Annotated in this window: 22 protein-coding genes; 16 read left to right on the forward strand and 6 right to left on the reverse strand. The window is 66.4% G+C overall.

From position 1 onward, the window contains the following. Nucleotides 1–14 precede the first annotated feature (14 nt). The gene (locus VMD91_03295) at nt 15–1,904 is read right to left on the reverse strand and encodes an HD domain-containing phosphohydrolase (protein ID HTW83079.1); all 1,890 of its coding nucleotides are present in this window, start codon (nt 1,902–1,904) and stop codon (nt 15–17) included. Nucleotides 1,905–1,985: 81 nt separating this feature from the next. Here VMD91_03295 and VMD91_03300 point away from each other — a divergent pair, with 81 nt between their 5' ends. From VMD91_03300 to VMD91_03350, 11 genes are all read left to right on the forward strand, one after another. After that, entirely contained in the window at nt 1,986–2,402 is a 417-nt protein-coding gene (locus VMD91_03300) for a biotin/lipoyl-containing protein (protein HTW83080.1), read from the forward strand. A 136-nt stretch (nt 2,403–2,538) separates the two neighbouring features. Next, entirely contained in the window at nt 2,539–3,894 is a 1,356-nt protein-coding gene (gene accC, locus VMD91_03305; protein ID HTW83081.1) for an acetyl-CoA carboxylase biotin carboxylase subunit, read from the forward strand. A 2-nt stretch (nt 3,895–3,896) separates the two neighbouring features. Then, entirely contained in the window at nt 3,897–4,316 is a 420-nt protein-coding gene (gene nusB, locus VMD91_03310) for a transcription antitermination factor NusB (protein ID HTW83082.1), read from the forward strand. Then, nucleotides 4,313–6,490: a PBP1A family penicillin-binding protein gene (locus VMD91_03315; GenBank protein ID HTW83083.1), complete on the forward strand. Its 2,178-nt coding sequence runs from the start codon at nt 4,313–4,315 to the stop codon at nt 6,488–6,490. The genes nusB and VMD91_03315 overlap by 4 nt, the downstream gene beginning before the upstream one ends. Continuing rightward, nucleotides 6,487–7,920, forward strand: coding sequence for an exodeoxyribonuclease VII large subunit (xseA, locus tag VMD91_03320; protein HTW83084.1), 1,434 nt, complete (start codon nt 6,487–6,489; stop codon nt 7,918–7,920). Before VMD91_03315 ends, xseA begins: the two co-directional genes overlap by 4 nt. Before the next feature lie 28 nt (nt 7,921–7,948). Continuing rightward, nucleotides 7,949–8,137 (forward strand): exodeoxyribonuclease VII small subunit, encoded by a 189-nt coding sequence (gene xseB / locus VMD91_03325; GenBank protein ID HTW83085.1) that lies wholly within the window; start codon nt 7,949–7,951, stop codon nt 8,135–8,137. A gap of 725 nt (nt 8,138–8,862) precedes the next feature. Beyond that, nucleotides 8,863–10,104: a serine protease gene (locus VMD91_03330; GenBank protein HTW83086.1), complete on the forward strand. Its 1,242-nt coding sequence runs from the start codon at nt 8,863–8,865 to the stop codon at nt 10,102–10,104. Nucleotides 10,105–10,142: 38 nt separating this feature from the next. Continuing rightward, complete coding sequence (locus VMD91_03335) at nt 10,143–11,414, forward strand: toll/interleukin-1 receptor domain-containing protein (GenBank protein HTW83087.1); 1,272 nt, start codon at nt 10,143–10,145, stop codon at nt 11,412–11,414. A gap of 518 nt (nt 11,415–11,932) precedes the next feature. After that, nucleotides 11,933–12,754: a hypothetical protein gene (locus VMD91_03340; protein HTW83088.1), complete on the forward strand. Its 822-nt coding sequence runs from the start codon at nt 11,933–11,935 to the stop codon at nt 12,752–12,754. A gap of 43 nt (nt 12,755–12,797) precedes the next feature. Then, nucleotides 12,798–13,205 carry a hypothetical protein gene (locus VMD91_03345; GenBank protein ID HTW83089.1) on the forward strand — a complete coding sequence of 136 codons (408 nt, stop codon included), beginning with the start codon at nt 12,798–12,800 and terminating at the stop codon, nt 13,203–13,205. Nucleotides 13,206–13,642: 437 nt separating this feature from the next. Further along, entirely contained in the window at nt 13,643–15,238 is a 1,596-nt protein-coding gene (locus tag VMD91_03350) for an ATP-binding protein (GenBank protein ID HTW83090.1), read from the forward strand. A gap of 267 nt (nt 15,239–15,505) precedes the next feature. Here VMD91_03350 and VMD91_03355 read toward each other — a convergent pair whose 3' ends face one another. Then, nucleotides 15,506–17,218, reverse strand: a complete 1,713-nt coding sequence (locus VMD91_03355; protein HTW83091.1) for a hypothetical protein — start codon at nt 17,216–17,218, stop codon at nt 15,506–15,508. A gap of 183 nt (nt 17,219–17,401) precedes the next feature. On the opposite strand from VMD91_03355, the gene VMD91_03360 reads away from it, so the two are divergent. The 5 genes from VMD91_03360 to VMD91_03380 all read left to right on the forward strand — a co-directional run bounded on the left by VMD91_03360 (nt 17,402) and on the right by VMD91_03380 (nt 21,159). Further along, nucleotides 17,402–17,851, forward strand: coding sequence for a VOC family protein (locus tag VMD91_03360; GenBank protein HTW83092.1), 450 nt, complete (start codon nt 17,402–17,404; stop codon nt 17,849–17,851). Nucleotides 17,852–17,901: 50 nt separating this feature from the next. Then, nucleotides 17,902–18,024: a hypothetical protein gene (locus VMD91_03365; protein ID HTW83093.1), complete on the forward strand. Its 123-nt coding sequence runs from the start codon at nt 17,902–17,904 to the stop codon at nt 18,022–18,024. Further along, nucleotides 18,017–18,184, forward strand: coding sequence for a hypothetical protein (locus VMD91_03370; protein HTW83094.1), 168 nt, complete (start codon nt 18,017–18,019; stop codon nt 18,182–18,184). Before VMD91_03365 ends, VMD91_03370 begins: the two co-directional genes overlap by 8 nt. Before the next feature lie 268 nt (nt 18,185–18,452). Beyond that, a complete protein-coding gene (locus tag VMD91_03375; GenBank protein ID HTW83095.1) occupies nt 18,453–19,715 on the forward strand; it encodes a hypothetical protein in 1,263 nt (420 codons plus the stop codon). A 103-nt stretch (nt 19,716–19,818) separates the two neighbouring features. Further along, on the forward strand, nt 19,819–21,159 hold the full coding sequence (locus VMD91_03380; GenBank protein ID HTW83096.1) for a hypothetical protein: 1,341 nt from the start codon (nt 19,819–19,821) through the stop codon (nt 21,157–21,159). Between the two features lie 88 nt (nt 21,160–21,247). On the opposite strand, the gene VMD91_03385 is transcribed toward VMD91_03380, so the two are convergent. From VMD91_03385 to VMD91_03400, 4 genes are read right to left on the reverse strand one after another with little or no spacing between them, the layout of a single operon-like run. After that, a complete protein-coding gene (locus tag VMD91_03385) occupies nt 21,248–21,943 on the reverse strand; it encodes a YoaK family protein (protein ID HTW83097.1) in 696 nt (231 codons plus the stop codon). Nucleotides 21,944–21,970: 27 nt separating this feature from the next. Further along, entirely contained in the window at nt 21,971–23,449 is a 1,479-nt protein-coding gene (locus tag VMD91_03390) for a tetratricopeptide repeat protein (GenBank protein HTW83098.1), read from the reverse strand. Nucleotides 23,450–23,451: 2 nt separating this feature from the next. Next, complete coding sequence (locus VMD91_03395) at nt 23,452–24,603, reverse strand: hypothetical protein (GenBank protein ID HTW83099.1); 1,152 nt, start codon at nt 24,601–24,603, stop codon at nt 23,452–23,454. Further along, entirely contained in the window at nt 24,537–25,553 is a 1,017-nt protein-coding gene (locus VMD91_03400; protein HTW83100.1) for a TRAP transporter substrate-binding protein, read from the reverse strand. Before VMD91_03400 ends, VMD91_03395 begins: the two co-directional genes overlap by 67 nt. Between the last annotated feature and the right edge of the window lie 19 nt (nt 25,554–25,572).

Below are 25,572 nucleotides of genomic sequence, written 5' to 3' on the forward strand. Positions count from 1 at the left end.
GTCGCCGATCCGCCTCAGCTGCGGGAGGCGACGACGGGCTCGTAGACTTTGCGCGCGATGAACAGGTCGAGCAGCTCGCGGTCGATCTTGCCGCGGTCGGCGAACTCTTTGACGAGGATGTCGAGCGCGCGCTCGACGGTGATCGCGGGCTTGTAGGGCCGATCGTTGGCGGTCAGCGCGTCGAAGACGTCGCTGATCGTGAGCAGCCGCACCTGCGGCGCGATCTCGCTGCCGCGCAGTCCGCGCGGATAACCGGTGCCGTCGAGGTGCTCGTGATGCCCGTAGGCCAGCTCGGCGACGTTGCGCCAGGGCGTGCGCATCCACGGGATCTCGCGCAAGAAGTAGAACGATTGGGTGACGTGCTGCTCCATCGCGCGCCGCTCGTCGACCGAGAGCGAGCCGCGCGGAATGCGCAGGAACGCCAGCTCCGCCTCGTCGAGCAGCGGCTTCTCGCCGTCGAGCTCGCGATAGGTCATGCGGGCGAGGGCGTCGAGGACGTCGCCGATCTCGGCGGCGACGACGCGCGGCTCGTTGGCGCCCTCGACCGACGCCAGCAGCTCGCGCAGCTGCGCGCGGCGGTGCTCGTCGGTCGTCTGCTCGATCGCCAGCAAGAAGCGCAGGCGGATCGTGTCGAGCCGCCCGTCGGGCAGCTTCTTGGCCTTCCCGAAGATGTACTCGGGGACGGCGACCTTGCCGAAGTCGTGCAAGAGCGCGGCGTAGCGCATCTCACGCAGCTGGTCGGCGTCGAAGTGCAGGGCCGAGAGCGTGCCGCTGGCGACCGCGTTGATCGCCTCGGCTTGCAGCACCGTCAGCTCGGCGACCCGTTCGGAGTGGCCCTGGGTCGACTTGTCGCGCACCTCGATCGCCTTGACCGACGCCCGGACGAATTGCTCGAAGAGGTCCTGGATGCCGTCGAGCAGCGCCTTGTTCTCGAGCGCGACGCCGGCCTGCGAGGCCAGCGAGCGCAAGACGCGCTCGTCGCGGTCGGTGAACGGCTCGACGACCGCTTCGGTGTGCGCGGGCGACTCGAGCACGACCTCGAACGCCGGCTTGCGGTTGAGCAGCATGATGACGCCGACGATGGTGTTCTCGTGGTCGCGCATCGGCACGGCCAGCACGGACTTGGTGCGATAACCGTTGGCGCGGTCGAAGCTCGGGTTGAACTTGTACTCGGCGTTCTCGGGAATCGTGTACGCGTCGTCGACGCGGACGGTCTCGCCGCTGATCGCGACGTAGCCGGAGATCGAGGTTCGCGAGAGCGGCAGCACGGCGCCCAGATACGTTCCGCGGTCGTGCGGGCCGGTCTGCGCGACCGCGAAACGCAGCACGCGCTCGCCGTCGTCGCCGTCTTCGAGCAGGTAGAGCGAGCCGGAGTCGGCGTGGGTGAGCTCGCGCGCGCTGCGCACGATCGTGCTCTCGAGCTTGACGATGTCGCGCTCGGCCGAGAGTGCCAGACCGATCCGCAGCAGGTGGTCGGCCTCGCCGTGCAGCGCCTGGATCTCGCCGTGCGCCGCCAGCCGCGCGGCGGCTGCGCGCACGGTCGCCACCAGCGCCGCTCCGTCCGGCGGGCTGGTCACCCAGCCCCCGACGTCGGCGCACTCGGCCAGCCACGGCGCGCGGCTGGGTGACTCGGCCAGCACGACGGTGGTCGCGTTCTGGGTGCGGGCGATCAGGGCGAGGGCGCGCTCGACCGCCGGACGCGCCCCCAGCCGCAGCAGCCGGCCCTCGTCGACCAGGTAGACGACGGCCCGGCCGGCGTGCTCGCCGGCGTACGGAAAGGGCGCCGCGCGGTGGACGATCCCGGCGGCGTCGAGGGCGGAGGCGGCCGGCGCCGGCAATGCCAGCCCTTCGGGGTACACGAGGGCCAGCGAGGGAGCGCCTACGATGGTAGACGGAATGAGCACGGACCTCCTCGGTGAGTACTTAGACGCGAGCGCGAATCGCCCCCGGGGGCGGGCCTGCCGGGGCGTCGAACTGCGGGCCGGATGACCGATGACGTGATCGCCACGCGCGCTCGCGCCCTGGCGGGTGCGCTGACGGAGAGCGGGTTCGCCCGGCTGCGGATCCGTGACGGTGAAACTGAGATCGAGCTGCGCCGCTCGGTCCGCGGTGCCGTGGCCGTGGCGCCGGCGGCGGGCGAGGCGCCGGCGAACGGCGCCCCCGCTCCGGCCGAGCGCCGGGCCGACGTCGTCGCCAGCGACGTCGTCGGCGTGGTCCGCTTCCTACGGCCGCCGGTGACCGAAGGCCAGGAGCTCGACACCGACCGCGAGCTGGCCTACGTCGAGACGCTCGGCATCCGTAACCCCGTCCGCTCCCGCGGCACCGGCCGCATCGCCGCCGTCCTGGTCAACGACGGCCAACCCGTCGAGTACGGCCAACCCCTCTTCACGGTAGAACGGTGACAGAAAGCAGCATGATGTTGCGCGCGCCCTCGGGGCACGTTGAACGTACGGACGTGGTGAGCGCGCGCGGTCCATGGGGGCCCCGCGCGCGAAGCGCGTGGGGGGCGCGGAGCCGGGGGCGGAGCGCCGTTTAACTATGTTCAAGAAAGTTCTCATCGCCAATCGTGGCGAGATCGCGCTTCGCATCAACCGCGCTTGCCATGAGTTGGGCGTGGCGACGGTCGCGATCTTCTCCGAAGCCGATCGCAACTCGCTGCACGTGCGCTATGCCGACGAGGCGTTCTGCGTCGGGCCCGGCCCCGTCGTGCGCTCGTATCTCAACGTTCCCAACATCATCAGTGCGGCCTTGATCAGCGGCTGCGACGCAATCCATCCCGGCTACGGTTTCCTGGCCGAGAACGCGCGCTTCGCCGAGATCGCGGCCGACCACGGCCTGACGTTCATCGGGCCCAAGCCCGGCGTCATCGCGGCGATGGGCGACAAGGCGACGGCGCGCCGCATCATGCGCGAGGCCGGCGTTCCGACGACGCCCGGCAGCGACATCGTCGCGTCGGTCGACGAGGCCCGCGGGATCGCCGACGGAATCGGCTACCCGATCCTGCTCAAGGCCACCGCCGGCGGCGGGGGCAAGGGAATGCGCGAGGTCCACCGGCCGGAGGACCTCGCGACCGCCTTCGCGACCGCGCAAGCCGAGGCGGAGGCGTCGTTCAAAGACGGGCGCATGTACGTCGAGAAGCTGATCGTCAATCCGCGCCACATCGAGGTGCAGGTGCTGGCCGACGAGCACGGCGGCGTCGTCCACCTCGGCGAGCGCGACTGTTCGGTGCAGAAGCCCTCGCACCAGAAGCTGATCGAAGAGGCGCCCGCGCCGGACTTCGATCCGGCGCTGCGCGACCGGCTGCACGACATCGCGACGACCGCGACGCGCGCGGTCGGGTACTCGAACGCGGGAACGCTCGAGTTCCTGGTCAGCGGCGAGCAGATCTACTTCATGGAGATGAACACGCGCATCCAGGTCGAGCACCCGGTGACCGAGCTGGTCTACGGCGTCGACTTGGTCAAGGAGCAGGTGCGCATCGCGGCCGGCGAGCCGCTGGGTTTCTCGCAGGACGACATGCACCCGCACGGTCACGCGATCGAAGTGCGCGTCAACGCTGAGGATCCCGACCATAACTTCGCGCCGGCCGCCGGCACGCTGACGACGGTCGTGTTCCCCGGCGGCCCCGGCATTCGCGTCGACACGCACGTCTACGGCGGCGCGCTGGTCCCGCCGTTCTACGACTCGATGCTGGCCAAGATCGTCGCGGTCGGGCGCACGCGCGAGTCGGCGATCCTGCGGATGGAACGCGCGCTGGGCGAAACGCGTATCGAAGGGGTGAAGACCACCGTCGAGTTCTGCCGCGAGGTGCTGGCCGATCCGGAGTTCCGCGCCGGCGGCATCGGCGTGGGTTGGCTGCCGGCCTACCTCACGCGGAGGGCGCAACCGGTCTGATCATGGCCGCCACCTTCTCCCGCCGGCATGCCCGCGAGCTGGCCTTGCAGGCTCTGTACGGCACCGAGATCGGGAAGCGCCAGCCCGACGAGATGCTGACCGAGACGCTGGCGCGCACCGATTCCTCGGAGATCCGCGCCTTCGTGCGCGACTTGGTGCTCGGAACGCTCGAGCACGCGCACGAGTCGGACGCGCTGGTCGCGCCGCTGCTCGAAGGGTGGACCCTCGACCGGCTGCCGACCATCGATCGCATCGTGCTGCGCACGGCCGCCTTCGAGCTGACGCACCGCAAGGAGACCGAGCCGGCCGTCGTCCTCAACGAGGCCGTCGAGCTGGCCAAGAAGTTCTCGACCGAGGACTCCGGCCGCTACGTCAACGGCGTGCTGGCGCGGCTGCTCGAACGGACGTCGGCGACCCCGTGAGCCGAGCCGTCGCGCGACCGCGTGCCCCGGCGCGCCGCCGCAAGCGCGGCGGCCCCGTCAACGCGATGGGGATCCTCAAGACGCTGGGGATCATCGCGCTCTTCGTCGTGCTGCTGTTCGCCGGCATCGTGGCCGGGATCGTCGCCTCGTACTCGCGCAACCTGCCCGACATCAACCGGATGGCGGACTATCAGCCCTCGCGCTCGACCCGCGTCTACGCGCGCAACGGCCTGCTGTTGGCCAACCTGTACCGCGAGAACCGCATCTACGTCACGATCGACCGGGTACCGATCCGCGTGCGCGATGCGTTCATCGCGACCGAGGACGCGCATTTCTACCAGCACCACGGCGTCGATTTCGGCGGGATCATGCGCGCCGCCATCGCCGACTGGCGCCATCAGCAGTTCCAAGGCGCCTCGACGATCACGCAGCAGCTGGCGCGCGGATTGTTCCTGAGCAACGAGGTCTCGTTCTCGCGCAAGATCCAGGAAGCGCTGCTGGCGATCGAGATCGAGCGCTACTACACCAAGGACGAGATCCTCGAGCGCTACCTCAACCTGATCTACTTCGGCTCTGGCGCGTACGGCGTCGATGCCGCGGCGCACACGTATTTCGGCACCGACGTCGGGCGGCTCACGCTGGCGCAAGCGGCGATCTTGGCCGGTCTGCCCGCGGCGCCGTCGGACTACTCGCCGTACGTCGACATGACGCGCGCCAAGGAACGCCAGCGCCACGTGCTCGACCGCATGGTCGACGCCGGCTTCATCACCCAGGCGCAGGCCGACGTGGCGTATCGCGCGCCGCTGGGGCTGATCGGCGAACGCCCGCAGGGCTTGCAGTCGTACCGCTATCCGTACTTCACGACCTACGTCACGCATCTGCTCGAAGGACAGTTCGGCACCCAGGCGACGTTCGAGAGCGGGCTGCAGGTCTACACGACGCTCGATCCGGCCATGCAGCAGGCGGCGGAGGCGGCGGTGTCGTGGGGCATTCGGCAAGCCGCCGCGGAGGGGATCAACGCGCACCAAGGTGCGCTGGTCGCGCTCAAACCGTCGACCGGCGAGATCTTGGCGATGGTCGGCGGGGCGACGCCGTTCTCGGTGACCAATCAGTTCAACCGCGCCTGGCAGGCGCGCCGGCAGCCCGGCTCGTCGTTCAAGATCTACGAGTACACCGCCGAGATCGACGCCGGCCATCCGCCGACGACGATCGTCGACGACTCGCCGATCAGCTTCCCGATGGGGAACGGCACGCGCTGGGCGCCGATGGACGACGACGATCGCTTCGACGGGCCGATGACGCTGCGCACGGCGCTGGCGCAGTCGCGCAACGTCGTCGCGGTCAAGATCGCACAGGACCTGGGGATCGATCGCGTCATCGAGTACGCCAAGCGGATGGGCGTCACCGCGCCGCTCGAGCCGAACCTCTCGCTGGCGCTGGGTTCGTCGGGCGTCTCCCCGCTCGATCAGGCGACCGGCTACGCGACGCTGGCGAACCAAGGCGTGCACATCACGCCCTCGCCGATCCGCATCGTGCGCGACGCGCTCGGCACGCCGGTTCTCGACAACACCTACCCCGAGCAGACCGAGGTCGTCAGCGCCGGCGTCGCCTACGTGATGACCTCGATGCTGGAGTCGGTCATCACCTCGGGGACCGGCTATCCGAACGCCGACATCGGCCGCCCCGCCGCCGGCAAGACCGGCACCACCTCGAGCTTCCGCGACGCGTGGTTCGTCGGGTACACGCCCGACTTGGTCGCGGCGGTGTGGATCGGCAACGACAACTACGCGCGCATGAACGAGTCGTACGGCGGCAACGTGCCGGCACGCATCTGGGCGCGCTTCATGAAAGCCGCGCTGGCGCACACGCCCAAGCACGACTTCACCTTCCCCGGCGGCGAGGTCAAGAAAGTTCGCATGTGCGGCACCGGCAAGGTCGAGGTGTTCCTGACCGGGACCGAGCCGCCCGACATGTGCACGCTCCCGCTCGAGCCGAGCAAAGCGTCGGCGGTGCCGAGTGCGGCACGGCCGGCGGCGATTCCGACCGTCGCGCCGGTGCGTGCCGCGCCGGTACCGCCCGCCGCGGTCGCCCCGGCCGCGCCGACGACCGATACCGTCACCGACGGTCAGAACTCGGTGCCGATCGGCCCCGCCGACGCGACGCCGCCGCCGTGATCTCGCCGCGCGACTGGTCGACCGTGCGGGTCGTCGGCGTGGCGCGCTTGGCGAACTACCTCAAGCGCAAGCTCGAAGCGGACGCGAATCTCGCGCAGCTCGGCGTGCGCGGCGAGATCACCAACCTGCGCGTGCAGACCACCGGCGGCTGGAACTTCGACGTCAAGGACCGCGACGCGGTGCTGGCGTGCTTCGCCTTCGCCGGCGACGCCGCCACCTTTCCCGAAGCGCGCAACGGCGACGCGGTCGTCGTCTACGGCCGCATCTCGAGCTACGAGCGCGCCAGCAAGTATCAGCTGGTCGCGCGCCACCTCGAGCACGAGGGCGTCGGCGCGCTGCACGCGCGGGTCGAAGAGCTGCGCAAGAAGCTCGAGGCCGAGGGGCTGTTCCGGGCCGAGCGCAAGCGCCCGCTGCCGCGCTACCCGTTCCGCGTCGTGCTGGTCGGCTCGCGCACCGGCGACGGCACGCGCGACTTCCTCACCCAGGCCCGCGCGCGCGCGCCGCAGGTGACGGTCGAGCTGGCCGAGACCGCGGTGCAGGGTGACGTCGCGACCCAGATCGTCGCCGCGCTGCGCGCCGCCGCCGCGCGCAAACCGGATCTGATCGTGCTCGCGCGCGGCGGCGGCTCGTTCGAAGACCTGTTCGTGTTCAACGACGAGCGGGTGGTGCGCGCGATCGTCGCCTCGCCGATTCCGGTCGTGACCGCGATCGGCCACGAGTCGAACACCTCGCTGGCCGACTACGCGGCCGATCACCAGGCCCCGACGCCCTCGACCGCGGCTCAGACGGTGCTGCCGCGGCGCGACGATCTGCTGCGCGAGCTGCGCCGTGACCGCGAACGATTGACCGCCGCGCTGCGAACGAAGATCGTGCGCGCGCGCACGACGCTCGAGCGGATCGAGCACCGCACGCCGCTGGCCGATCCGGCGCTGCTGCTGGCCGGCCGCCGGCAACGACTCGACGCCGCCGCGGCCGCGTTGCGCAGCGGGTTGCGAACCGGGCTGCACGCGCGTCGCGCGCGCCTGGTCGCCGTGGAACGTGCGTTCCTGCGCCGCTCGCCCGACGCGCTGCTTGCGGCGCGGCGCGCGCGGCTGGGCGAGCTGCGGGCGCGGCTGGCCCGCGACTTCGTCGCCGCCCGCCGAGCCCGGCGCGACGCCCACGCGCTGCGCCTGGACGACGCGTTTCGGCGGATCGTGGAGCGGGCCGGCCGGCGGGTCGCGGTGGCGGCCGCGCAGCTGGGCGGAGCCGACCCGCGCGCGTTGCTGCGCCGGGGTTACGCCATCGTCGCGCGCGCCGACGGCCACGTCTTGCTCGACCCGGCCGACGCGCCGAGCGGGACGCGCCTGCGCGTCCAGCTCGCTCGCGGAGAGCTGGCCGCCCGCGTCGAATCGGAGATCACGGATGCCGGAGAACAAATCGGCCTCTTTTGAGGCCTCCCTCGCTCGTCTCGGCGAGATCGTGACCGACCTCGAACGCGAAGGCGTCGAGCTCGAACGCGCGGTCGCGCTGTTCGACGAAGGCCGCGCCTTGGTGGCGCAGTGCGAGAAGATGCTCGTGGCCGCCGAAGAGCGCCTGCGCCAAACCGCGGTCCCCGACACCGCCCCGGCCGCCGAAGAACCGCTCGAAGAAGAAGAGATTCCGTTCTAGCGTTCTAGCGTTCTAGTGTTGTCTCACAGTAAGTGCCGAATTTCGGCCACTTAGTGTGAAATGCGGTACTTCTCGTGAAATGGGTGCCGCAGCAGTCGAAAGCCCGCAGAAAACGCCGCGCAAACGCGCGGCGTTTTCTGCATCCCGAACGTAAGAACGGCGCCCAACGCATTTTCTTAGCGCGTTTCGCGTTTCACGATAACTCGCCGCCATTTCACAAGAAGTCGTCGACCATTTCACAGTAACCCGTCGACGAGCGCACCGAGCGTTGATAGAGCGTCAAAAAAGAAGCCTCGGATTGCCTCCGAGGCTTTCTCTTTTTGCTGCGGTCGGAGTGCCGCGCCAGACCGCAACCTTGATCAGAGGCTCGAGCGGCGAGGGGAGGAGGCTTGAAGACGATGGCATCCTGCAGGGAGGCTGCCCGCGCGGCAGCGGACTCAACGTCCGGGTCCTCACCCTCTCGACGCGTTCCCCGCGAAAATGGAACTAGAGGAACCTGTTGCGGGCCTACGTCCAGACCTCGCCGGACATCGCTGTATCGGTCCGACGCGCTTTCGAGAAGATCGGGGCCGAGCGGCCCCGGGGGAAGGCGCATTTGATACGGCGCGGACTTTGGCTGTATGATCGAGCCATCCGCTCACGTCAGACGTACAGTGAGCATTCCCGAGCGGAGAAGAATGCCGACGCCAATGAACTCGACAAAGCGAATCAAAAGTAGTCACGCAATGGATATTCTGCGTGCCTTTATTGTCGCGCAATCACTACTGGTAATGTCGGTACCGGCTGGCGCTGCATCGGTACCGGCTTACGACGACGTACAAAATGCACTTGCCCTCGTTCTCTCCAGCCAGGGCTCAGGAACGGCTTTCTGTATCAAGTCAAACGATCACGAATCCGTACTCATAACCAATCGTCACGTCGTGGGAACCGATACAAATGTCCAATTGATTATCCAAGGGACAACGAACAGGAACCTATACGCACGCGTGGCCCGCGTCGGGACCGGTTCCCTCGACGCAGCAGTGCTCGTAGTTGATTTTCCGAACATCCCACATCTAAACCTATCGAATACTCCGCCGGACCCCGGTACCGCCATCGGCGTCGCGGGCTACCCAAGGACACAACTAAAATTCGCGCTAATGAGGCTTGGCCTATCGCCATCCGTTCATGCTGGCGTGGTGAGCGCTTTGGTCGCAGGCGGCTATTACCTCGAGTTTGATGCGCAAGTCGAGCCCGGCAATAGTGGTGGCCCTCTCTTCGATGCAGACACCGGCCTCGTTTATGGCTTGGTCACGTACAAGGTCGGGGATCGCGAAGCGAATCTGGCGATTGATGCGCCAGATCTAGCGGCGTTTCTGCAAAACGCAGGAGCATCCGAGGCCTACGTCCCTACCTCTCCGGCACCGCGCGAAACACAGACCGCTCTGGAGCCAGCACCGACGCCGGCCAGCAACGCCTCTCATGATACTTACGTGCCCTACGTTGACGGCTGGCATGCAGCGTTCTCTTGCAGCGACGGCTCCCGTCAGACGATCACAATGCGCTCCTTCCCGTTTTGGGGCTGGCCATCTGCCATGCAAGTTCATTACGCAAGAACAGAGACAAACGGAAGGTCAGCAGATTCCGAAAGCCTCGAGGCGGATGACGGTGCTGGCAATGCTATACTGCTCGGCGTTTTTGTGGCGAAAAAACTCGTACCAACAACACCCGTCGTGGTTGTACCCATTGATCCCTCCGCGACTTTCACCAGCACGTCGCCGTTTGGTACGATTAGGATCTATGCCGGAGAGGAAGACTTCGACGCCGGGAACGGTCAATACCCCAAAGCCCACACCTTTCGCGATACCAAGGCGGATGGCACGCCGATAGATGACCTTGTTTTTGCTCGAAATGTAGGCCTTGTCGCGATGTTCTTCCCGTCCAGCGAAGCACAGCACCATGTCGCTTGTCTGCGCATTCAGCAATGACAAGCCAACAACGCGGATGAATCGAGGAGCCGAGAGGTATGGCTGACATACTATGCCTTGACACAGAGCCAGAAACGATCGCGGCACTCAAGGACGCGGGGCATACGGTCTTTCCGGCGTTGTTTGGCTATCGCAACGGGGTTCGATCCCTCCAGCGCGCGCCGCAGGATTTCGATCTAATCGTCTGCGATCTTCGAAAGCCAGCGTGCTTCGATAGCACGCGATGGGGGATGACGGGCAACAGCAACTTCAACTGCACCATCATTCCGGGCGATCAGTTGAATTGGGACTCTCGACTAGCCGCAATCAACGGCGCACCACCAACGCGAGAGGTCGTTCATCGTCTCATCTACGAAACTCAAATCGAGCGAATGAGCGCACCGAGCGCATTCGGGCCGAACGATATACGGCAAGCCATCGCCCTCGCGGGCATTCCCGCCATCATCTTCCTGAATCCGGAATGGGTATTGCGAACGGGAGGCCACGTATTCCCCGCGTTTGTAGGACTCGGATGGGCGACAGGGATGACGGAAGCACGCAAGTTCTCGGTGCTCAATCCGCTCGCAGCTCTGATCTCGTCATGGGATCCTCCACTCGCTATCACCAATCCGATACGCTGCATGCTAAGGAGCGGCCCGGAGATTCCCCTGCGAGCGCGGCAGGGCGATTACTTAGAAGCGCAGTCCATTGTCGTTGACCGCGTCGATTCGGCGCTGGGACAACTCGTCCGTTGCGGCAAAGGCCTCGTGTGGATGATCCCGGCGACGGACGACAACGCCGCGGCGGCGTGTCACTTCGCCGACGACCTCGAGGCCATATCCCGAGGTCCGGCGAGCGCCACACCAGATCGCCCGGCAGAGGATACAACGTCAGCAGGGCAAAGATGGGACCTGTTCATTAACCATGCTTCGGAGGACAAGCAGTTCACCGATCAACTCTACGATGCGCTCAAAGCGGAAGGCGTAGAGGTCTGGTATGACAAGTCCGTCGTCAAGATGGGCGACAGCCTGCGCCAAAAAATCGAGGAAGGGCTCGCGCGGTCACGGTTTGGCGTTGTTGTTCTCAGTCCGAGCTTCCTCAACAAACGGTGGGCTCAGGCTGAACTCAGCGCTCTGTTCGGAATGCAGATGGCAGACGGACGTCCCCGCATACTGCCGATCTGGCACAACATTGACCGAGACGAGGTCGCCCGGTCTTTTCCGCTGCTTCTGGACTTCATGGCATCGCCGTCAGAGCTGGGGCTGGACCAGAACGTGAAAGATATTTTAGCGGCGATAGACTGGCCCTACGGCCGCGTAGCGGTGGTATAGAACAGCATGCAGCACGAGTTAGTCAGGTTCAAGAAAGAAGTCGACTGCGCCAAGTGCGGTATGCGGCTCGCGGAGCGCGGCACGATTCTGCCCGTCCTAGACGGCGACGATCAACCCATCGTGGCTCAGAGCAGCGGCGGATACTCGATGGACGAACTGCAAGAGCGGTACCGCATGGCGTGCGACTGCGGAGAGACGACTCTGTTTCGAACGACAGACGACGCCGTCCCGATCTTCGGTGAACCGAGTGGTCCACCGACGATTAAAGTGCACCGGGTGAGGTGACCCGTCGGAGACGAAGCATTCGGGATGGCTGCTAGGGATGGCCGGTCAAGATGTTGGCGACGATCGAAGCGAGGATCGAGAGGGCGAACGAGAGCACGAGGCGGACGGCGTCCTTGGGCTTGTTATTCATGGTGCTTCTATCATTAACGCTCCGCTCTCCTCAGAGCGCGGTGATTTTCTGAGTCCACGGAGACTTTTGAGGAGATTTCATGGCGGCACCTAGACGGCGCGCGATGGCCGCCGAAGAAGCGGCGGCCTTTCGGGCCTTCCTTCGCGAAGGACTGAGCCAATATCAGACGACGCCGGCGAGGGTCGGTCGGCGGTTCAGGAAGACCCCGACAGCACAGGATCTGCACGCGGTCCGGATCGGCATTCAAAGCGATCACAATCCATTGCGCAATGCGGGCTATCGCACGGCCGCGCAAATCGGGAAGTTGGTTGAGAATTCTCTCGGCCGAGCTGTGCCGGTGGCGACTGCACGCCTTGCCCTTCATGCACTCGAAACTTCCGCAGTCGCGGCGAGCTGGCGTAGAGTCCACGGCTGGGACGCGGACAGGTGGTACGCACGGCTGATCGAGCATCGAAAGGCGACGACTTGGGCCGACTATCCCGAATGGCCCAAAGAGCAAGAAGACCCGCTACTGCGAGCCACTGCGGCTATCCATCCGAACTCCGTCGACATCATCGCGCAAGCCGTCGTTCGCGATCTCTACAACCGCAAGATTCTCAGAGGGCCCCAGAGGCGGGAAGCGGAGCGAATCATTGCTGCCGGTCTCCGAGAGCGACAGTGGCCATGGCTCAAGGGCTTCACCGACTGGCTGCGCATGGGAGGCTCGATGTTCGCGGTCGACGTCGTGGAAGAAAACCATAAGAGCGTTCCCGAGGGCGCGGACTTCCGTCAGGCGACGATTCGGCTGCGGCGGAGGGACGGAGAGCCTGTCGGCCGTCCCGCAACGCACCACGAATTCGTCGAGGGGCTTCTCGGCGATCAGATTCTTCGAAGCGAATCTCAACGAAGAGCAGCCACTCGCCCTCGAACGGGGTCTAAGAGGTAAAGGCCGGCCTATGACGGCGGCTCACCATGCCCGAGGCATTTCTATGGACGACGAAGTCACGTTCGAGTATCTCATCGCGCCCGTCCCGACCCTAGTCCGTAAAGACGGTAAGGGGTTCACGAGTCAGACGACCCGCGTCCGATTTAGGCTGAATCCCGAAGCCAGGGCTTGGGCTCAGGCCTGTCTTGGGACCGGAAAGAAGATCCCGAGGCCGGACAGTAGCGAGATCGAGCGAATCGCGTACTGGCCTCTGGACCACGAGACAGCCATCCTCGAAATCGAACACCGGGCCCTCGACGACGAGTGTCGGCAACTCAGCTATCTGCACCGGTCTGCAGTTGGGGCGGAGGTCTTCGTTTCCCGGGAGTTCCAGGAACAGCCGGAATTCGTGAACAGTAGCGATTTTGACCGCACCGAACCACCGACCTGGCTCGACTTGTCGGGCTGCTAGAGAGCGAGGCAAAAATACAGTATGAAGCCCCACATTGTGAAATGCAGGCGCCCCTGGTCTCAAATTGTGAAATTGACCCCTGACTGTGAGTCAACCCCGTTCTAGCCGTTAGCCGAGCATTTCGGCTTTCACGGAATCGCAACGCGCGATGGCGACGGTGTTGGAGCGGCTGCATGCGCGGCTCGGGACGTTGAGGAAGCGGTCTTCGATCGCACTTCTGCGGACGCTCGTGCCCGCCCTCGGTGAACTCCTCGGCCCAAGGCGCGGCCGGTCCTGGAATGTCACGCATCAAAGAGGTTAGAGGTCGTGGGGTGAGGGCAGCATTAGAGTAGTGCACATTGAAGCCGTGCAGGGTCGCCGTTTGCGCAGGAGGCAGCGCCGCTATGGTGCCTCTTCCACGCCCATCATCGTTCGCATCAAGAGTGGTTGGAGCCGCAATGTCCGAAATCCAAAGCTTTGAAGGCCTAGAAGAGCGCGTTCGCACGACGATTGCGCTAGGTGAAGGACACTTTACCGAATTCAAGAGCGCGCTTCATGGGCCGCCAGAACAAAAGAAGAAGCGCCCGATTAGCGCAATCAGCCATGACATAGCTGAAGCACTAGTCGCGTTTGGGAACAGCGATGGTGGGTCGATTATTATCGGAGTCGAAGATAATCGCGACATAACGGGCCTGCCCGGATTTGCCGAGGACGAAATAGCCGTTCTTCGTCGGGCACCGGTCGAGGGAGTGCTCGCATCTTCGCCGCTTCAAAATGTCCGGGCGGACATGATTAGGATTGACGGCAAGAACGTTTTGTATTTTTCGATCCTTAAGGGGACAGACTTTATTTATCAAACGGCTGATGGCCGAGCTATGAAGAGACGAGAACTTGCGACAATTCCCATTGCCGCAAGCGCGCTTCGCTTTGAGCAACTCGAAATCGCCTCGCGTGAATTTGACCGCGCCTTCGTCGACGGCGCAACAATCCACGATCTCCAAGAGTCGCTCGTCGAGGAGGCTGGATCGAAGCTTCAGGCCGGGATGACTCCTTGGCGGTTCTTGCAGCATTATGGCCTTGCCGAATACTCAAACACTGGGCTACGCCTGCGTCGTGCTGCGCTATTGTTATTCGCAAAGGACATCAATCGCTGGCATCCGCGCTCGCAAATCCGAATTGTTCGCGTTGGTGGAACCGAGCTGCGGTTAGGGGCCGAATACAATGCGATGCCGGATAAGGTCGTTTCGGGTAACATTATAGAGCTCATTCGAGCTTCCTGGGACTCCCTACGCGAATACCTCGTTGTTATGCGGTTGACCCCAGAGGGTACGTTTCAGCCTTCGGCTATCTATCCAGACGCCGCCTGTCAGGAAGCTCTCATCAATGCGGTGGCCCACCGCGATTATGCTCAAGAGGGGCGTGGAATTGAGATCTTTATCTTCCACGACCGGATCGAGATCAAGAGCCCGGGAGCGCTTCTTTCGACGGTGCAGTTAGATGTTCTTCGGTCTGCAAAGGGCATTCACGAAAGTCGAAACACCTTTGTAGCCAAGACGCTCAAACTTCTTGGCTACATGCAGGAGTTGGGAGAGGGCGTGCGCCGCATATTTTCGCTAATGAGCAATAATGAGTTGGCACCGCCAATACTTGAAACAACCGAAACGACGTTCTCAGTAACCTTAAACAACAAGCCCGTGTATTCGGACGACGAACTCCTGTGGCTAGATCGCTACAAGTCCTATGAGCTTTCTCGCGAGGAAAAAGCGGTGTTGCTGCTGGCTCGCGGCGGCCGACTGCTTACCACTAACGAGATCATGCGTGCAGTCGGCTTCACGGATACGTCAGATTTCACTAGTCTTATGAGCCGCTTGGGAAAGCTTGGACTGATTAGATCGGCTCTGAAACAAGCGGCAAGTCGAATTTATAAAGCTGAAAAGGAATATAAATCGCAGGGACGTGCCTCGCTTCGCCATGATGGACAATCTGACTGGAGGATCCGTCGGTCAGCCACGGCCAAGTCCAACGGGGCCAGTGGATACAGTACACCCTGCTAAGCGTAGGCGGCACTAGCGGCGTCCCTCTTGACGTTATCTCGCAATACACGCAGTCGAAAAAGTCTCACGATGCAGGCGTCGACGTGGGCAGTCCCGTGCGCGACCGCGTCAGCCCGTAAGCGGCTCGATTTGGGTACTTACTGTGAAATGCGCAACACCAGACCGGACTTAATGTGAAATTGCCCCTTTGCAGTGAGACAACCCCGTTCTAGCGTCGTCTCGTCGGAAAACAAGAAACCCGGACAGCGCCTCGGCTGCCACGGTGAGCTACGGCGTTAGCAACACCGCCAGTGGATTGCCGACGCCGGTGGAGACGATTGTCGGCGCTCCCGTATACGGCGGCGCGTACTCCGTCACCGTGCTGTTGCCGTAGTTCGCCACGAAGAGATCGTCGGCGCCATCCAATATCAAGGCCGCGGGCGTGTTCACGCCGGTGGAGATCGTCGTCGGGCTCCCCGTATACGGCGGCGCGTACTCCGTCACCGTGTTGCGGCCGTAGTTGGCGACGAAGAGATCGCCGGTGCCGTCCAACGTCACGGCATAGGGCGTGTTCACGCCGTTGGAGATCGTCGTCGGGCTCCCCGAATACGGAGGCGCGTACTCCGTTACCGTGTTGTTGCCGTTGTTTGCGACGAAGAGATCGCCGGCAGTGTCCAACGCCAGGGCGAACGGACCATTCACGCCGTTGGAGATCGTCGTCGGCGTCCCCGTATACGGGGGCGCGTACTCCGCCACCGAGCCGTTACCGGGGCCCAAGTCCGCGACGAAGAGATCGCCGCTGCCGTCGAACGTCACGGCAAAGGGTTCCACGCTGGCGGAGATCGTCGTTGGCGTCCCCGTGTACGGCGGCGTGTACTCCGTCACCGTGTTGTTGCTTCCGTTCGCGACGAAGAGATCGCCGGCCGCGTTCGACGCCAAGGACTGCGGACCGACCACGCCGCTGGAGATCGTCGTCGGCGTCCCGGTATACGGCGATGCGTACTCCGTCACCCTGGAGTTGCCTACGTCTGCGATGAAGAGATCGCCGGCGCCGTTCAACGCCAAGGCGTCGGGAAGGTCCACGCCGCTGGAAGTCGTCGTCGGGGTCCCGGTATACGGCGGCGCGTACTCCGTCACGGTGCTGACGCCTTGGTTCGCAACGAAAAGGGTCTGCACGTCGTTCTCCACGCTGAACGTCGCGCTGCAGACCGCCCCGGAGAGCGAGCAGGTACTGTCCCCGTAAGCGGCCGTCAGCGAGAACACCTCGCTCGACCCGTTCGTCCCGGGTGGCGTCAGCGTCACCGTGTTCGGGCTCGTCGTCGTCGGGTTCGCGATGGTGAACCCGCTCCCGCTCAGCGACGCAACGGTGAACGTTGGCGAGCCGGGACCCACGATCACGTTCCCGTCCGCATCGAGTGCTTCCACGAGTAACGGCCGCGCCGTGATCCCGTAGAGCCTGAAGCCCGCGCTCTGCGTCCCGTGCACCGCGAGCGCGCCGCTGCCCACGTGCAGCGCCGCAGGGATGCCCGAGAGAACGAGCGCGACCGTGTTCGTCTGCCCCTGGGCGATCGTGAAGTCGACGAGCTGCCCCGCGGAGAGCTCGTTCCCGGTCGCGTTCGCTCCGTCGTAGGTCGAGATCGACGCGCTGTACGAGCCCGGATCCAGCGGGAGCGTCAGCGTGCACAGCGTCGAGGCCAGCGTCGAGCTGCAGCCGGTCGAGGTCGTCGTCAGCCCGACGGTTTCGCTCACCACGCTCGTCCCACCGGGGTCCGTCACGACGTTCACGGTCGCGCTCACCGTCGCCGGCGATAGGTAGCGCGGCATTCGTCGCGCGCTCGCCGTTCCGGTCGCCTTCGGGATCGCTATCGTGAAGCGCACTGCGCCGCGCGCGTGCCCCGCCGGCTGCGCCTCCCCGGAAGGCACCGCGCCGCCGCGGCCGCCGCAGCCTGCCAGGAGCACCGCGACGACCACCGCGCGTGAGGACGAGGACGCGAACCGCATGGGCGCTGCTCCCCTCGAGAGTAGGCGTCCTCTCGCCGTTCGTTACGTCCCCCTTGACGACCTCGACGGACCCGCGCTGATCGCAACGCGCAGCACGCCCAGTGGGGTCATCCTCAACACCTACCGGCCTGCCGGCCCTCTTCCAACGACGTGAGGGACCGAAGAGAGAGATGGGAGTCGTCGATGAGCGTACACGTCGGGCAGAAGAGCTACGAGATGCCTCCGCACGAGGGGTTCACCCTCACGTACTTTCTCACCGTCGCCGACGTCGAACGATCGGCCCGCTACTACGAAAAGGTCTTCGGCGGCCGCATTCTGAGCCTGGGCGACAGCAAGGGCGCCTCCGGGCACATTCAGATCGCGAACGCCTGGCTCATCGTCAACGTCGGGGGCGGGCCCACGCCGGACAAGCCGACGGTAACGCTCAGCGTCCCGGCCGCTCCGGACGAGGTCAGCAGCTTCATGAATATCCGCGTCGCGGACATTCACGCGTGCTACGAGCTCTGGAAGAGCCGCGGGGCCGAGTTCATCACCGAGCCGATTCCCAAGTACGGCGAGATTCGCTGCTACATCCGCGATCCCGACGGTTACATCATCGAGGTCGGGCAGAGCACGGACGCGAGCGCTTCTTAAGCTCGTCTTCCTGTGGGCCGGGCGAACGGGCTTGCTAGAATCGGGCGGCCATGACTACCGACGATAGCGACGTTCGCCTCGCGCTCAGTCGCCGTGCGCTGCTCGCCGCCGCCGGGGTGACCCTCGCCGCGACGGCACTCGTCGGCCCTGCGCCCCTGGTCGGCGGTGCGTAACGCCGCGCACGCGTACGGCTTCGCTGCCTTCCGGCTCGCCCCGGGCTCGCGGCCGGGTGGGCCGACGACCCTCACCGTCACCTACTACGACGTCGTCGGTACGGCGGGCCGGCTGGCACCGTTCGAGAGCTTCACGCTGCGGCGCCCTCGGCGCGATTAGTACCGAAGCCTGCCGCGCTTCGCATTTCCCCCCAATTTCGGCGGATATGGACGAGGGCGGACAAACAGGGCAGGCGTGCGTCGGGTCACATGGAGAAGGCAGGTTCCCGGCGGCACGACCGTCGAGGCTGTATCCTGCCTTCAGGAAGTCTTGACGATTTGCTAGTCAGATAGGTCCGGCGAACGCGGGAATCGCGGCGCGGTGCTTCAGCATCGCGCTTACCTTCTGCTCTCGCAAACTTCTCAGTCGCAAGGAGCCAGTCAACGTCATGCGGAGATTCTTTGCCCTGGCCACGATCCTCGCGCTGAGCGCGTGCGGAGGCGGTGGCGGCGGCACCAGCGTGCCGAGCAATCCCGGCGGGACCGCGCCGACGCCGACTCCTGTGCCGACGACGGGGACGCAGTCGACCTACTCGCGGCCGACGTTCACCATCACGATCCCGTCCACGCCGAGCGCGAACGCGAAGAAGAATCCAGCCTTCGTTTCGTCGGGAGCGCTGTCGGTCTCGATCGCGCTCACCAGCGACTCCGCCGGAATCGGGGTTGGCTTGCTCGCCCCCAACCCGGCCGTCACCAACGTCAACGGCTCGACCGGCATCAATTGCAACACGGGCTGCACCGTCAGTGGACCGCCCTCGCCGCCCGGCACCGACGGCTACACGATCACGCTCTACACCCTGGCGAACGCCGGCGGCACCGCGCTCGACACGGGCTCGCAGAGCTACGCGATCGCCGAAGGCTCGAGCAACGCCGAGTCGATGATCCTCGAGGGTATTCCGGCCACGTTGTCGTTCACCGTGCTGCCGACGACCTGGAGCGCAGGGACGGCGAACGGCGGCGGCGCCGGTCTGACGGTTTCCGTTACCGCGGCCGACGCGCTCGGCAACACGATCACCGGCACCTATGTGAACGCCGTCACGCTGACCGATCCCGATACCAACGGCGACGGGACGCGTGTGGTCGCGGCGAGCTGCCCCGGTACCTACCCGACCGGTAACACGGCGATCAGCGCGACGACCGCGACCTTCACCGGAAGCTCGTCGACGGCAGTGTTCTGTTACGGCGGTTTGGCCGAGAACCCGGTCACCCTAACCGCGACGGCGAGCGGTGCAACGAGCGGGACGCGCAGCTTCTCGCCGATCCTGAACCTGCCGGTGTCGGGCACGACGACCGGAGCGTTCGTCGGAACGGATGCGCAGCTCGAGGCGACGAGCGGAACCGGTTCGACGGGCACGATCGCCTGGACCGAGAGCGGCTGGACGAACGCGCCGTACAACCAGACGCTCGCGGTCGACAGCGCGGCCGTGACGTGCAGCCCCGGCGGTCCGCTCAGCACCTTCGCCACCGTCTCGCCGGCCTTCTCGAGCAACACGACGGTCTTCACGGTAACCTCGGCCAGCCCGTACACGCCGGGCAAGTGCACCGTGCCGGTCTACGACGGCGTGACCGGGACGAACGCGTACACGCCGCCGACGTTCTCGGCCTCGTACACATCCTCGGGCTTCACCGTCGACGCCCACAACCGCCACTGACGGTTCGCGCGCAATACCGTCGCGATCGGGCGACGGTATTGCGACGGTCGTCACGGTATGGTAGTGCCGAACTCTCCCCGGAATCCCAAGGAGCTCACCCACGATGCGGAAGTACCTGGCGCTGGCAACGGTCCTCGCGCTGACAGCCTGCGGTGGCGGCGGCGGCGGAAATACGCCGGTTCCCGGTGGCGGCGGCGGTGGACAGCCGACGATCGCGCCGTCGACGGCGCCGTCGTCGACGCCAACCGCGGCGCCCTCGTCGAAGTACGCGACGCCGACCTTCTACATCACGATTCCCAAACGCGCAGCGGCCAAGAAGAACGGGAAGACCCCGCTGGACATCTCGTCCTCGGTAGAGTCGATCAAGATCACGCTGAACACCGTGAACGGGAACCCGCCTGGGAGCATCACGGGCAATCCGGCAGTGGCGAACAAGAATAGCTCGAACTGCGGCAGCGGTTGCACGCTCACCGGTCCGCCTTCGCCGTTCGGCAGTGATTCGTTCACCTTGACGACGTACGACCAGCAGAACGGTGTCGGCAACCAGCTCGACATCGCGACCCAGACCTTCACGATCGTGCAAGGAACGAACAACGCCGAAACGGTGACCCTGCAAGGGATTCCCGTGACGATCACGGTCACCGGGGTCCCGGCACCGGGTGTGGACGCGAGCACGTCGACGGCCGTGGGCGGCCCGAGCAGCGGCGGCATCGCGGTCTCGGAACTCGACGCAGACGGCAACGCGATCACCGGCACCTACATGGAACCGGTGACGTTGGCCGATCCCGATGCGACGCAGTACGGCTCCTACCTCACCACCGGGACCTGTCCGGCAACGAAAACGGGGTATTCGTCGCCCACAGCCGCCGCCACGTCGCTGACGTTCACCTCCGATAGCAGTGCCGGAAACTTCTGCTACGGCGGCATCGGCGAGAATCCCCAGACGCTCACCGGCAGCGCGACCGGAGCGTATACCGTGACCAGCGGTACGGCGAGCTTCCAACCCGTCCTCGCGGTGCCGGTGGAGCTGTCCGGCTCGGCAACGCCGACCGGCGTCGCCACCGACGGCGGCGGCATCGCGCTCTTCGCCACGACCGGGCTCGGAAGCACCGGCAGCATCACGTACACGGAGGCGGGCTGGACCGACGCTCCCTACGGACAGGCGCTCGACGCGTTCGCCAACCTGGCGTGCGCGCCCCCCGGCGGCAGCTTCTCGAACTACGCCACCGTCGCCGGCGCCGCGAACGGCACCAGCGGTACCGTCTTCACGGTCACCGCGGTCGGGTCGCCGACCGCCGGCGCCTGCCCGCTGACGATCAGCGACGCGCTCCTGAGCAACACGACCGACAGCAACGGTCTGGGCGACGGTGTGCCGCTCGTCGAGCTCGACACCTCGTACACGAGCTCGTCGTTCAGCGTGAACGGCAAGACCCGCAAGCACTGAGCCCGGCTCTGCCGCGCTGCGGATGAACGAACGCCGCCCCGGTTTCCGGGGCGACGTTCTTCGTTCCGGGGGCTGCGGCGTGTGCGGATCAGGCCGCGGGCGCTTGCGTCCAGGACGCGGCCGTCGTCGATGCGCGCCAGGTGGCCATCGCGGTGAGCGCGAGGAGCAGCGTCGCGGTGCCGAGCGCGGCGACGGCGCTCACCCGCAGCACCAGCAGCGCGCCGACGAACGCACCCAGGCACATCGAGACGATCCCGGTTATCCGCCGCCAGGGTGAGGGACCATGGCCGCCGGCGAGTGGCGAGTCGGCCACCAGCCCGGTGAACGACATCGTGACGACGGTGGTGGTTAGGTCGGGGACGCCGATGCGGCGCGCGGTGGCGTTCTGCACGCCCATCGCGAGCGCCATGATCACGGTGACCAGGTAGCGCACCGCGTCCAACGCGGGATCGAGCGCGGCGACGCACGTCGCGAGCGCGACCAGCCCGCATTGCACGGACGTCGCCGCGAAGAGAAGCCGCCCGCGATGCGCGCCGTGCCGCACGATCAGTCGTCCGGCGACGACCGCGCCGAGCGCGAAGCACAGCATCGCCAGGATCGAGCCGATCGCGGAGATCCCGGGCGCGCCGGCGGCCGCGAAGCCGAGGAAGACGACGTTGCCGGTCATGTTGGCGACGAAGACGTGACCGAGCCGTAAGAAGCTGACCGCGTCGACGATCCCGCTGACGACGGTGAGCGCAACCAGGAACGCCGGCAGCGGCCCGTGACGCGCGTCGTTGAACATCACGTCCTCCTTCGTGGGCTAGGCGTTTCAGCGGCCCGGCGGCGGTGCCTGCCGCCGGCCGGAACGCGCCCGCGCGAGCAACATCGTGCGCACCGCGACGACCACGCGTTCCGCTGCCGGACGGCGGTAGGCGAACGCCGGATCCGGATCGGCTTCGGGCACGACCATCGTCGCGTTGGCTTCGAAGATCAGCGCGCGGCCCTCGCCGTCGATGCCGAAGTCGATCCCGCCGTAGTCGAGCCCGAGCTCCGAGCGGACGCGCTCGAGCGCCGCCATGACGCGTGGCCCGAGTACGCCCGGCATGTCGGCCAGGAACGCGGCTTCCTGCGCGCGATGGGCGGGCACGTCGGCCATCTCGGCACTGAAGTAGTGCAGGTTCCACTGCCGGCCCAGTGCGAGGTGCAGCGGGTGGAGCACCCCGTCGGCGATCATCACGCGGTACTTGCGCACGAGCCCGTCGGCAGCGCGCGCATCGAGAAACGAGAGCGCCAGCAGCCCGTCTCCCGGTAGCGTATCCAACAGGGTCGGGAGCTCGCCGAGGGCGTCGACCCGCACGAAGTGCCGGCCGCCGTGAAAGCCCGGCGCGCGTAAGAGAAACGGCACCTCCAAACCGTGCGCGCGCAGCGTCGCCGCCACCGTCGGCGCCGCGAGCTGTGCGCGCGTCAACGGCACGATTCTCGGGGTGCGCACGTCCGGGATGCCGCCCAAGCGGCGTGCGACGGCGGTGCGCGTCGTCGCGAGCACGGCCTGCGGCGGGTTGACGATCGGCGCGCTCGTCGCGCGCAACAACAGCCCGGCGGCGTCGAGCTGGCGCGCGCAGACGTCCGCTTCACCGATCACGTTGAAGACGACGTCGTGCGGCGGCAACGCGACGGCCGGATCGTAGTGTTCGACCACCACAACCGAGGTCGCGAAGAGCCGGTCGTCGAGCAAGCGCGTCGTGACGATGTTCCCGTCGGCGGCTGTGCCCAGCAGCAACAGCCGCGTCGGCGCGCCTGCTCCCCGGTACCGCAGCTCCGTCAGCGGCCGGTGGGCCAGGCCGAGCGCACGGTGCCGGCGCGCCGCAGCGTCCTCGCCGAGCCGTTCGAGCACCGTGGCCAAGCCGTGGTGCGCGAGCGCGAGGCGCGGCTCCGCACGCAGCGCCGCCTCGTAATGCGCGCGTGCCGACGCCAGCTCGCCGCGCCGCGCCAGCGTGAAGGCGAGGTTGGCGTGTGAGCTCGCGTCGTCCGGGTGGCACGCCGCGGCGTGCGCGAACACCGACTCGGCGGCCTCGCGATCGCCGCTGCCGAGCAGCAGCACGCCGAACGCGTTCATCGCGCGGACGTGCGCGGGCTCGAGCGCCAAGACCTCGCCATACGCGCGCAGGGCGTCGTCTTCGCGCCCGAGCGCCTCGATGCAGCGCGCCCGGTCGAAGCGCAGCGTGACGTCGTTCGGTGCGCTCGCCAGGCGGATCTCGATCGCGTTGAGCGCCAGCATCAGCGCGATCCGTTCGTCGGCGCCCGACATCGTCAGTCCTCGCCGCGTCGCTCGTGCACGAAGCCGAGGTACGCTTCGTAGAGCGTCGTCATGCTGGTCGGCAGCGTGCGATAGTAGTAGGTGCTCGAGATCATCGGCATGTCGTGCGCCGCGAGCACCGGCCGGCGTTCGCGCGCGAACGCGGCCAGCGCCTGCGCGACCGGCTTCTCGGTACCGTCGGCGCGCACGATCCCGCTCGTCGCACCGGCGCGGTCGCACCACTCCCACCACAGCGCGCCCAACCGGCCGTCGGCGTGCAGCCGCTCGAGTACCTGCGTGCACCAGATCGCCTGCACGTTGTCGGTGAGGCCGGCCGCGCTCAGGCCGGTCACGAAGACCGGCTGGTTCGCGAAGCCCGCCGTCAGCATGGCCAGGAACGGCACCGCTTCGGGGTCGAGGCTGCCGCGCGCCGCCGGCACGTCGGCGCCCGAGCCCTGCATCGAGGCGAACGCGAACGGCGCGCACAACGAGTCGAAGCGCACGCGCCGGTCAGCGGTCAAATCGCCGGCGAAGGTCCCGGCGGTCGCGCCGATCGACGAGCTGTCGCGCAGCGTCTCGCTCAGGCGGCGGCTCCACGCCGCCACGTCGCGCTCGGAGACCGGGACGCTGCCGTGGCCGCCGGTCGAGATCGAGCCGCGCCGCGGTGCGGAGACGTCGGTGAATCGGTGACCGATGTCCCAGGCGCGCACGGCCGGGTGGGCGCGCACCCGCTCGCCGGCGAGCCGCGCGAAGCGCAGCTGCTCGTCGAGCAGCGTGCCGGTGTAGAGGTCGCGGCCGCGCGCCCACGGCGGGAGCAGCAACGCGCCGTCCATCGCGCCGCAGAAGAGCGTCGGAATGGTGCGCAGCCCGGCCTCGCCGGCCAGGTCGACGAAGGTCGCGAATCGCGCCAGCATCGTCGCGTCCGGCGCACCCGGCTGCGGTTGGAAGTCGTCCCACCGCACGAAGAAGCGCAGCGTGTTCAAGCCGAGCGCCGCGACGTGCGCCAGCTCGTCACGCAGCGCGGCGGCGTCGAACTCGCGCCACAGCGCGAGCCCGGTGCCGCGCGGCCAGTAGTCGACGCCGACCGCGAAGCGCGGCGCTACGTCAGCTTGCCGGTCGTCTTTTCGAGCTCGTCCCAGCCCTTGGGGTCGTTCTGATCGCGCCACTGCTTGTAGAGTCCGGCCGCGCGGATCGTCTGCGCGAACGGCTCGGGATTGGGGCGGTTGAAGGCCATCCCGTCCTTGGCCAGCTCGGCTTGCAGGCTGACCTCTTGCGCGGCCATCATCTTCGACGCGCTCTGCGCGGCGGCGTCGAGCTCGCGGTCGAGCAGGTCTTGGACGTTCTTGGGCAGCCGCTGCCACGTGTCGGCGTTGGCGAAGAGCAGATAGGCCAAGCCGATGTGGTTGGTCATCGAGCAGTACTTCACTTGTTCGTAGAACTTGAAGTTGCGGACCGTCGGCAGCGGGACCTCGATTCCGTCGACCAAATGCGTCTGCAGCGAGGTGTAGACCTCGGAGAGGTTGATCGGCGTCGGCGTCGCGCCCAGCGCGCGGAAGGTGGCGACGTCGATCGGGCCGGCCGGGACGCGGAACTTGATCCCCGTCATGTCGGCCGGTTTGTCGATCGGGCGCACGCGGTTCTGCATCTCGAAGAAGCCGCCGTAGAACGCGGTGGAGAACTTGCGGATGCCGACCTTCGCGCCGGCGGCGCCGATGTACGCGCCCAGCGGACCGTCGCACGCGCTGCGATACTGCTCCGCCGAACGAAACGCGAACGGAATGCTCAGCAGCGTCGCCGAGGGGATCACCGAGCCGAGGATGTTGTTGCCGATCTGCAGCAGCGCGATCGCTCCGCTGCGCAGCTGCGTGATCATGCCGGTGTCGGTGCCGAGCACGCTGTTGCCCTGCAGGTTGATGGCGACCTGACCGCCGGACTGATCCTGGATGCGCTTGATAGCCTCGGCCGTCGCGACGTTCATCGGGTGCGTCGGCGTCTGGTCGTTGCCGATCGTGAGGGTGAACTGCGCGGCCTCGCCGGGCCAGCGCAGGATCCCGATCGAGGCGAACGCGCCGGCCGCGGCGCCGCCGGCGAGGATACGTGCGCGAGAGAGCTTCACCGCGCGGCCTTGGCCCGCC

The organism is Candidatus Sulfotelmatobacter sp., assembly GCA_035504415.1.
GTDB lineage: Bacteria > Vulcanimicrobiota > Vulcanimicrobiia > Vulcanimicrobiales > Vulcanimicrobiaceae > Vulcanimicrobium.

Coding starts and splice junctions, on each gene's coding strand:
- VMD91_03330 (HTW83086.1), top strand. CDS start 8,863: ATGGATATTCTGCGTGCCTTTATTGTCGCGCAATCACTACTGGTAATG.
- VMD91_03340 (HTW83088.1), top strand. CDS start 11,933: ATGGCCGCCGAAGAAGCGGCGGCCTTTCGGGCCTTCCTTCGCGAAGGA.
- VMD91_03300 (HTW83080.1), top strand. CDS start 1,986: ATGACCGATGACGTGATCGCCACGCGCGCTCGCGCCCTGGCGGGTGCG.
- VMD91_03350 (HTW83090.1), top strand. CDS start 13,643: ATGTCCGAAATCCAAAGCTTTGAAGGCCTAGAAGAGCGCGTTCGCACG.
- VMD91_03375 (HTW83095.1), top strand. CDS start 18,453: ATGCGGAGATTCTTTGCCCTGGCCACGATCCTCGCGCTGAGCGCGTGC.
- VMD91_03380 (HTW83096.1), top strand. CDS start 19,819: ATGCGGAAGTACCTGGCGCTGGCAACGGTCCTCGCGCTGACAGCCTGC.
- VMD91_03345 (HTW83089.1), top strand. CDS start 12,798: ATGGACGACGAAGTCACGTTCGAGTATCTCATCGCGCCCGTCCCGACC.
- VMD91_03385 (HTW83097.1), bottom strand. CDS start 21,943: ATGTTCAACGACGCGCGTCACGGGCCGCTGCCGGCGTTCCTGGTTGCG.
- nusB (HTW83082.1), top strand. CDS start 3,897: ATGGCCGCCACCTTCTCCCGCCGGCATGCCCGCGAGCTGGCCTTGCAG.
- accC (HTW83081.1), top strand. CDS start 2,539: ATGTTCAAGAAAGTTCTCATCGCCAATCGTGGCGAGATCGCGCTTCGC.
- VMD91_03365 (HTW83093.1), top strand. CDS start 17,902: ATGACTACCGACGATAGCGACGTTCGCCTCGCGCTCAGTCGCCGTGCG.
- VMD91_03360 (HTW83092.1), top strand. CDS start 17,402: ATGAGCGTACACGTCGGGCAGAAGAGCTACGAGATGCCTCCGCACGAG.
- VMD91_03335 (HTW83087.1), top strand. CDS start 10,143: ATGGCTGACATACTATGCCTTGACACAGAGCCAGAAACGATCGCGGCA.
- VMD91_03390 (HTW83098.1), bottom strand. CDS start 23,449: ATGTCGGGCGCCGACGAACGGATCGCGCTGATGCTGGCGCTCAACGCG.
- VMD91_03355 (HTW83091.1), bottom strand. CDS start 17,218: ATGCGGTTCGCGTCCTCGTCCTCACGCGCGGTGGTCGTCGCGGTGCTC.